Below are 8,901 nucleotides of genomic sequence, written 5' to 3' on the forward strand. Positions count from 1 at the left end.
CGCACTCGCCGTCGTGCCGACGCGTCAACCTGCGTCGCGGCCCCCGCGCCGGCGGATCTCGACCATCGGACCGAGGTACGGCGTCCACGACTCGCGCTCCTGGGGCGTGATCCGCCGCGGTGACCCGGTCGCCGGGTCGAACAGCACCAGCGTGGTCGTGGCGCGCGCGTACGGCACCCGGCGCGGTGACGCCCGCTCGGACCCGTCCGAGGTCGCGTCCGACGGGACGACGTCGGCCGCCGACCCGCCCGGCAGGTCCCCGTCGACTACCTCGTAGCAGACGTCGAGGCTCGCGCCACCCAGGTGACCGATCCACAGCTCGACGATGATGGGCGTGCGTCGGTACTCCAGCTGCCGGACGTACTCGATCTCCTGCCGGGCCACGAGCGTCGTCGTGGGCGCGTCCGGGCCGGCGTCGATCACGGCCGTGGGCCAGACGCCGTCGGCGGGCGGGCTGGGGTGCACCCAGAACGCCGCGATGCGCGCCTCCTCGAGGACGCGGAACATCTCGACGTTGTTGATGTGCCCGTAGGCGTCCATGTCCGACCAGCGCAGCTGGACCGGCACCCTGAGCCGAGTCATCGCCGGCCCACCTCCCGTGTCGTCATGGCGTCCGCGGTTCCTGGCCGACGGCCGGGAGTGATGATGCCCGAGTCATGGTGCCCGAGTCATGTTGCCGCCGTGCGGGCGCCGGACCGGCACCGCTCGAGCGCCCCTATCTCCTCGCTCACCGGACCGACCACGCGGCCGTCCGCGACCTGCCCGACGGCGGCACGCAGCCGGGTGCGCGCGCGAGCCGCTCGGCGCCGCGCACCGAGGGCAGCGGCGATCCGCGAGAAGGCCGCCAGCAGGATCCCCCCGACGGCGCCACCGACGGCGAGCACCGTCGGCGCCGGGAAGTCCCACCACTGCGGGGTGGGCGGCTCAGGCAGCCGCAGGTACGCCAGCACGGCGAGCCCGGCGAGCCACAGGAGGCCGCCCACGAGCGCCGCGAGCAGGAGCCACTGGACCGCGCCGACCGCGCGCCACCACACCGGCCGCCGCTCGGCGTCCAGGCGCGTCCCGGCGACGGCCTGGTCGAGCGCGTCCGCGAGCCCGTCGGCCGACGTGCGCGCCCGGGCCGCGAGGACCCAGGCGTCGGGCGCGCCGGCCGTGGCCGCGTCGGTGAAGTCGCGGACCGCGTTCGCGGCCCGGGCGCGGCTCGCCGCCCCGGCCGCCGGCAACGACGTGCGGGCCAGGTCGGGCCGGCGGACGTCACGGTCGAGGTGCAGCCGGCGCAACGGGTCGGGTCGGAACCGGCCGAGCCAGCGCGTCACCGGCCACCCGGTGGCGGCTCTGGCGCGAGCGCGCGCCGAGCCGCGGACGGCGTCGACCACGGTGCGGACGCCCGCGGCCTCCTCGAGCGCGGTCACGAGGTCCTCGCGTGCGGCGCGGTGCACCACGGGCGGGACGGCATCGCCGCAGGCCGCCACGAGACGCGCGGCCTCGGCACGGACGTCGGCCGTGAGCCGCGCAGTCGCCGCCCGCCGCTTCCGGGCGGCCTCGGACAGGAGGCCACGCAGCTCGTCCACGCCCTCGCCCGTCGTCGCGGAGACCGCGAGCACCGGTACGGCGCCCAGCCCGTCCTCGGCAGCGAGGCGGCGCAGGTCGGCGACGCACCGGTCCCGCTCGGTGGCGCTGAGCCGGTCGACCTGGTTGAGCGCCAGGACCATGACGTCGGCGTGGGTCGCGAGCGGGCGCAGGTACCGCTCGTGCAGCGCGGCGTCGGCGTACTTCTGCGGGTCCGCGACCCAGACGAGCAGGTCGACGCGCTCGAGCAGCCGTTCGGCGCGCAGGCGGTGCTCGACCACCACGGAGTCGTGGTCCGGCAGGTCGAGGAGCACGAGTCCGGTGGGCACCGCTCCCACGCCGTCGAGGTGCCGGCGCGCGTCGACGCCGAGCCAGTCGAGCAGGTTGGCGGAGCCGTCGGGCCCCCAGACCGCCGCCGAGGGGAAGCCGGTCGTGGGACGGGTGATGCCCGGCTCCGCGATCCGCTCCCCCGCCATCGCGTTGAGCAACGACGACTTGCCCGATCCGGTCGAGCCGGCGAGCGCGACGACCGTGTGGTCGGGTGACAGGGCGAGCCGCTGCTGCGCGTGCGCGACGACCCCGCGCGCCCGTTCGAGGTCCGCCTCGGGCAGCCGACCGGTCCCGGCCTCGACGGCGGTCTCGAGCGCAGCGACCCGCGCGGCGAGGTCCGGCTCGCGGCGACTCACCGGTCCTCCGGGCCGCGCAGCAGCCGACGCCACCAGCCGCGGAGCCCCCCGTCGCCGGACGACTCCGTGGTCGCTCCGCTGTCGGCCCGGGCGCCGGCGCCGGTCCCCCGCCGTGTCGGTGCGTCGCGGTCCGGCGTGACGGGGGCCGGTCGCCCGGCACCGGCCCCACGCAGCGCACCCCGCGCGGTCCCGGGCACGGCCGCGCCCGCGGTCGGCGTCCCGGTCCCGGCCCCAGCCCCCTCCCCGCCCCCGACAGCCTCCTGGAGCCGCACCATCGCGCGGGCCACCCGGTCGGCGGCCTGCCTCAGCTCGGTCCCGCTCGCGTGCGCCGTCCCCAGCGCGTCGAGCTGCACCGTGTAGCGCTCGGACTGCCCGGCGAGGACGCCGCGGATCCGGACGGCGAGCCGCTCGTGCGCCGTGCGCGTCAGCTGACGCACGGCGTCGTCGCCGAAGACGGCCTCGAGCACCCGCTGGGCGAGGAGTGCCGAGCCACCGGCGATACCGATCTCCGCGCCCGTGAGCCCGCCGGTCGACGCGAACACCGCGACCATGAGCGCGGCGCCCAGCCCGTTGACGCCGAAGGAGAGCACACGCGCGGTCGATCGCTTGCTCGCGCCCTCCTCGGCGACCAGCTCGAGGACGTCCGACTGCCAGGCCCGGATCTCGCCGGCCACGCGGGCGCGCAGGTCCGACGAGCCCCGGGCGAGCTGGAGGCCGCCGAGCAGCGCAGCCCCGGCGGGGTCCGCGTGCCACGCGGCGTGAGCACGCCCGGCCGCGTCCTCGGCGGCGTCGAGCACGACGGCCTCGAGCCCGTGCCCGATGGCGGTCGCGAGCTCGGGCTCGGGAGCTCCGCGGCCCCGGATCGCCGCCGTGAGCCGATCCCGGAGCCAGCCCACGCGCGTCTCGACCGCGCGGAAGAACTCCCCTGTGCCCACGACGTCCTGCCAGCGCGCGAGCACCTCGCCGCGGAGCATCGTGCCGTCGGACGTCGCCCGCAGCACCGTCTCGAGCGCGTCGTTGTACGGCGTCGCGACCATCGCCCGCAGGCGACCGTCTGCGGCCCGCTGCGCGTCGGCCGCGTCCGCGAGCCCGCGCGCGCGCACGAGCAGGTCGGCCGTCGTGCCCTCCCGCGTCCGCGTGATGGCGGCCGCCCGCTCGGCCGGGTCGGCGCCCAACGCGGTCAACCAGTCGGCGACGGGCGCCACGACGTGCTCGGGCAGGAGGCCGTCCTCGAGCGGTGCCTCGGCGACGAGCAGCACGGGCGCGCTGCCGAGCCCGTGCTCGGCGAGCATCTGCTCGAGGTGCGCGCGCACGGGGCCTTCCGTCCCCGGGTCGACCCGGTCGAGGACCAGGGCCAGCTCGGTGTGCCGACGCTCGGCCGCCTCGAGCAGGTCCCACGGGACGGCGTCGGCGTACCGCGCGGCCGTCGTGACGAACAGCCAGAGGTCGGCGGCGCCGAGCAGCTGGGTCGCGAGCCGCCGGTTATCCTGCACGACGGAGTCGATGTCGGGCGCGTCGAGCAGCGCGAGGCCGGGCGGGACGGCCTGCGACGCGACGAGACGCAGCGCGCCCGCCCCGTCGACCGCGCCGGTGCCGGTGATCCGCGCGAGGCCGGGCAGCACCCGGTCGCCCCGGAACCAGCCGGTGTCGAGCGGGTGGTGCACGAGGACGGGTGCGCGCGTCGTCGGGCGCAGCACGCCCGCCTGGCTCACCTGCTCGCCGAGGAGCGAGTTCACCAGGGTCGACTTGCCGGCACCGGTCGACCCCCCGACGACGACGAGCAGGGGCGCCCCGGCCGCGCGCGCCCGCGGGAGCAGGTAGTCGTCGAGCTGGTCGAGCACCTGCGCCCGCTGCAACCGCTGGTGAGGCGCCTCCGCGAGCTCGAGCGGCAGCCGGACCTCGCCGACGGCCGCCCGGAGGGCGACGAGGGCAGCCACGAGCTCGGCGTCAGGCCCGTGCTCCCCCGGTTCCACCGAGCCGGCTCCGTCAGTCCCGCGTGAGCTTGCGGTAGGTCACGCGGTGCGGACGTGCGGCGTCCGCGCCGAGCCGTTCGACCTTGTTCTCCTCGTAGGACGCGAAGTTGCCCTCGAACCAGTACCACTGCGCCGGGTCCGCGTCGGTGCCCTCGTACGCGAGGATGTGCGTCGCGACCCGGTCGAGGAACCAGCGGTCGTGGGACACCACGACGGCGCAGCCCGGGAACTCGAGGAGGGCGTTCTCGAGCGAGCCCAGGGTCTCGACGTCGAGGTCGTTGGTGGGCTCGTCGAGCAGGAGCAGGTTGCCGCCCTGCTTGAGGGTGAGCGCGAGGTTCAGGCGGTTGCGCTCACCGCCCGAGAGGACGCCGGCCGGCTTCTGCTGGTCGGGACCCTTGAAGCCGAACGCGGCCACGTACGCACGCGACGGCATCTCGACGTTCCCGACCTTGATGTAGTCGAGCCCGTCGGAGACGACCTCGAAGAGCGTCTTCTTCGGGTCGATCCCGCCACGCGACTGGTCGACGTAGGAGATCTTGACGGTGTCGCCGATCTTGAGCTCGCCGCCGTCCAGCGGCTCGAGCCCCACGATCGTCTTGAAGAGCGTCGTCTTGCCGACGCCGTTCGGGCCGATCACCCCGACGATGCCGTTGCGCGGCAGCGTGAACGAGAGGTCGTTGATCAGCTGGCGGCCGTCGAAGCCCTTCTCGAGCTTCGTGGCCTCGATCACCAGGTTGCCGAGGCGCGGGCCCGGCGGGATCTGGATCTCCTCGAAGTCGAGCTTCCGGGTGCGGTCCGCCTCGGCGGCCATCTCCTCGTACCGCGCGAGGCGTGCGCGCGACTTGGTCTGCCTGCCCTTCGCGTTGGACCGGACCCACTCGAGCTCCTCGCGCAGGCGCTTGGCGAGCTTCGCGTCCTTCTTGCCCTGGACCTGCAGACGCGCCTCCTTCTTCTCCAGGTACGTGGAGTAGTTCCCCTCGTAGGGGTACAGGCGTCCGCGGTCGACCTCGCAGATCCACTCGGCGACGTGGTCGAGGAAGTACCGGTCGTGCGTGACCGCGAGGATCGCGCCCGCGTACTGCGACAGGTGCTGCTCGAGCCAGAGCACGCTCTCGGCGTCGAGGTGGTTGGTGGGCTCGTCGAGCAGGAGGAGGTCGGGCTTCTCGAGCAGCAGCTTGCACAGCGCGACCCGACGGCGCTCGCCACCGGACAGCACCGACACGTCGGCGTCCGGCGGCGGGCACCGCAGCGCGTCCATGGCCTGCTCGAGCTGGGCGTCGAGGTCCCAGGCGTTCGCCGCGTCGATCTCCTCCTGGAGCTGGCCCATCTCGGCGAGCAGCGTGTCGAAGTCGGCGTCCGGCTCGGCCATGAGCGCCGAGATCTCGTTGAACCGGTCGAGCTTGCGCTTGATCTCGGCGACACCCTCCTCGACGTTGCCGAGCACGGTCTTCTCCTCGTTGAGCGGCGGCTCCTGCAGCAGGATGCCGACGCTGTACCCCGGGGACAGCCGCGCCTCACCGTTCGAGGGCTGCTCGAGGCCCGCCATGATCTTGAGGATCGTCGACTTGCCGGCACCGTTGGGGCCGACCACACCGATCTTGGCGCCGGGCAGGAAGTTCAGGGTGACGTCGTCGAGGATGACCTTGTCGCCGTGCGCCTTGCGCGCCTTGTACATGGTGTAGATGAACTCAGCCACTGGCTACTCGTCCGCCCTAGCGCTCGATGGTGGGGGTCCGCCCGCCCGCGCGGGGCGGGCGGCGATCAGCTCCCCAGCCTAGGCGATCACCTGCTCCCGCTCAGAGCGAGGCTCTTCGCGCCTCGCTTGCCGGTCGTGGTCGTGTCCGCTGCCGAGGGGTCCTCGGCCTCCGCCTCGGTGGCGCGCTCGTCGACGGCCGTGGTCGCGTCGTCGACGGCCGAGCCCGCGATCTCCGGCGCGGCCGCCGTGGCCCACGGGTCGATCGCCGCGGGGTACCCCGGCGACCCGTCGGGCGTCGCACCGGCCTCCGGCTCGGCGTCGGGCTGGGCGTCCGCACCGCGCTGGTCGTCCGCACCGCGCTGGTCGTCCGGACCACGCTGGTCGTCCGCACCGCGCTGGCTGTCTCCCCCTTCCGCTCCCCCGGCCACGTGCACGGTCCGGGCGAACCTCGCCTGCCCGAACGTGAGGTCCGGCCCGATGGCGAGCGCCTCGAGCACGAGCGACGTCCGGGTCCCCTCGGGCGCGGTCCACTCCTCGGTGCCGAGCCGGCCGTGCACCAGCACGGGGTCGCCCTTGCGCAACGACGCGGCGACGTTGAGCGCCTGCTGCCGCCACGCCTTGACCGTGAACCACTCGGTCCGGCCGTCCACCCACGTGTTCTGCGCGCGGTCGAAGTACCGCCGCGTGCTCGCCATCCGGAAGCTCGCGAACGGCGTGGTCCCCGCCCCCGTGTACTGCCGCGGCTCCGTCGCGACCCACCCGACCAGCGTCATCGTCAGCTCGTTGGTGCTCATCGTTCCTCCTCGTCCGGCGAGCCGACCGGTGCCGGCCCGTGGGTGGAGGATGCGCGTCGGCGCCCGGGCGGTGCCGGGACCGGTGGTCAGGCTGGTGACGTGCTCGCGCCGCGCGCCGCTGAGGTCGGGTCGGGCACCGCCGCGCCGGTGGTCAGCTCGCGCACCTCGCGGTGCTCGGCCCACACCTCGAGCGTCGGCGCCAGCAGCAGCTGCGCCACGACGCCCTCGAGCGCGGTCGTCCCCGCGGTCCGGACCCGCTCGGCACGGCCGTGCGCGTCGCGGCGTCGGACCAGGTGGGAGGCCGCGCCCAGGAGCACGCCCAGGGCCACGAGCGCGAGCGCCACGGGCACGAGCGGCGCCACGTCCGCGAGCGCGAGGCCCGCGGCCACGACGGCGCCGACCAGCGCGACACCGGCGCCCGCCCGCAGCAGCCCCGCGGCGGACGAGCCCGCCGTCGAGATCGGGAGGTCCACGAACCGGTCGGCGACCGCGCGCCGCAGCCGGTCGGCCGACGCGACCCGCTCGTCGAGCGCGCGCTGCCAGGCGGCGGGAAGACCCTCGACGGCGCTCGAGACCCAGCGCGCGCGCGCGAGCTCGACCGTCCCCTCCTGCACCGTGCCGGCCTCCGGGACCGTCCGCCCGCCGCCGCGCACGACCGCCTCGACGGCGTCGGCGACCGCCGGCAGGCCGGCGGCCTGCGCGAGCGTGTCGACGACCTCGCGCTCGGGCAGCTCCGCCCGCGCCGGCTCGCGCGCCGCGACCTCGCGCGCGATCAGGTTCGCGGCATCCGTGACCTCGGCACCGGCGCGCACCGCCGCGATGCTGCGCTGCGCGACGACGCCCGCGAGCAGGGCGCGTAGCTCGGGCACCCCGCCGCCGCTCCGGGCCGACGCCTGGAGCACCCGCACGCCGACCAGGCCGTCCTCGCGCAGGAGCCGTTCGACGTCCGCCTGGAGCCTGCCCCGGACGTCCTCGGGAACCGTGTCGACCTGGTTGAGCACCACGACCATCGCCGACTCGTGGCCGGCCAGCCGACGCAGGTACCCGGAGTGCAGCGCGTCGTCGGCGTACTTCTGCGGATCGACCACCCACACCAGCAGGTCGGCCATCGGCAGCAGCCGGTCGACCGTCTCGCGGTGCGAGGGCTCGATGGAGTCGTGGTCCGGCAGGTCCAGCAGCACGAGCCCGCGCAGCGCCACCTCGGAGTCGGCGTCGAGCTCGCTCTCGCGCTGGATGCGCCGGTGGGCGTCGATCCCGAGCCAGTCCAGCAACGCGGAGCCCGCCTCTCCCCAGACGCACGCGGCGACGGTGGACGTGGTCGGTCTCCGCACGCCGACGTCCGCGAAGTCGAGGCCCGAGATCGCGTTGAAGAGGGTGGACTTGCCGGAGCCGGTGCCGCCGACCAGGGCGACGATCGTGTGGTCGACGCCGAGCGCGAGCCGCTCGCGGACCCCCACGAGTGCCGAGGTGACCCCCGCCGCGACGTCGTCGGGCACGCGCCCGTCGGCGATCGTGAGGGCCCGCTCGAGGGCCTCCACGCGGCCCGTGAGATCGGCGGTCTCCGAGCGGTGGGCGGCGCGGCCGCTCATGTGAGCCCCTTCAGGACGGCGAAGCGCAGGCGGAGCCGGGACGCGGCGTCGGGCGCGAGGTCGGGTCCGTCGAGGCGCGACACCAGGTCGGCGCCCTCGCGGGCCGCCTGCTCCTGGGCACGCTCGACGAGCGCGCCCTGCAACGCGGCGCGCACAAGCCCCGCGTCGTCGCCCAGCAACGCCTCGAGGACCACGGCCGCAGGGTCGAGACCGGCCGCGGCGGCGAGCGCCACCGCGGCGAGCCCGCGTTCTCCCAGCGCGTCGACGGCCTGCTGCGCCCGTCGCGCCGACCCGGGGTCGGGCGCGGAGCGGAGCACGTGCACCGCCTGCTGCGCCATCGCCGTCCAGTCGGCCGCACCCGCCCGGGCCCGGGTGCGCCGGTCCACGTCCCGGCCGGCGGCCGGCCAGGCGCCGACCAGGGCAGGCCCGCCGGCCGGGGCGGTCCGAGCCGCGAGCCGATCCCGCAACGCGTGCTCGGCTGCCCGGCCCGCGCCCTCGAGGTTCGCCGCGGCCGACCGCTCGAGCTCGCCGACCAGCGTCTCGAGCGCGGCCCCGCCACCCCGCCCGGTGCGCCGCAGCCCACGCCAGAAGATC

6 protein-coding genes and 1 pseudogene are annotated in these 8,901 nt (G+C 75.7%); all 7 read right to left on the reverse strand.

Annotation, left to right across the window (positions count from 1 at the left end):
• Positions 1-24: 24 nt before the first annotated feature.
• Complete coding sequence (locus tag HIR71_RS05385; protein ID WP_169324023.1) at positions 25-582, reverse strand: acyl-CoA thioesterase; 558 nt, start codon at positions 580-582, stop codon at positions 25-27.
• Between the two features lie 86 nt (positions 583-668).
• A complete protein-coding gene (locus HIR71_RS05390) occupies positions 669-2,255 on the reverse strand; it encodes a GTPase (RefSeq protein ID WP_169324024.1) in 1,587 nt (528 codons plus the stop codon).
• Entirely contained in the window at positions 2,252-4,228 is a 1,977-nt protein-coding gene (locus HIR71_RS05395; protein WP_169324025.1) for a P-loop NTPase family protein, read from the reverse strand. The genes HIR71_RS05390 and HIR71_RS05395 overlap by 4 nt, the downstream gene beginning before the upstream one ends.
• A gap of 13 nt (positions 4,229-4,241) precedes the next feature.
• Positions 4,242-5,924 (reverse strand): energy-dependent translational throttle protein EttA, encoded by a 1,683-nt coding sequence (ettA, locus tag HIR71_RS05400; RefSeq protein WP_169324026.1) that lies wholly within the window; start codon positions 5,922-5,924, stop codon positions 4,242-4,244.
• 86 nt (positions 5,925-6,010) lie between these two features.
• Positions 6,011-6,718, reverse strand: a complete 708-nt coding sequence (locus tag HIR71_RS05405) for a single-stranded DNA-binding protein (protein WP_169324027.1) — start codon at positions 6,716-6,718, stop codon at positions 6,011-6,013.
• Positions 6,719-6,804: 86 nt separating this feature from the next.
• Positions 6,805-8,307, reverse strand: a complete 1,503-nt coding sequence (locus tag HIR71_RS05410) for a GTPase (protein WP_169324028.1) — start codon at positions 8,305-8,307, stop codon at positions 6,805-6,807.
• Positions 8,304-8,901, reverse strand: a pseudogene (locus HIR71_RS05415) (hypothetical protein); the annotation flags it as partial. The gene HIR71_RS05410 and the pseudogene HIR71_RS05415, both read right to left, overlap by 4 nt.

It is taken from the genome of Cellulomonas fimi, from assembly GCF_012952065.1.
In the GTDB taxonomy this organism is placed as follows: Bacteria; Actinomycetota; Actinomycetes; order Actinomycetales; family Cellulomonadaceae; genus Pengzhenrongella; species Pengzhenrongella fimi_A.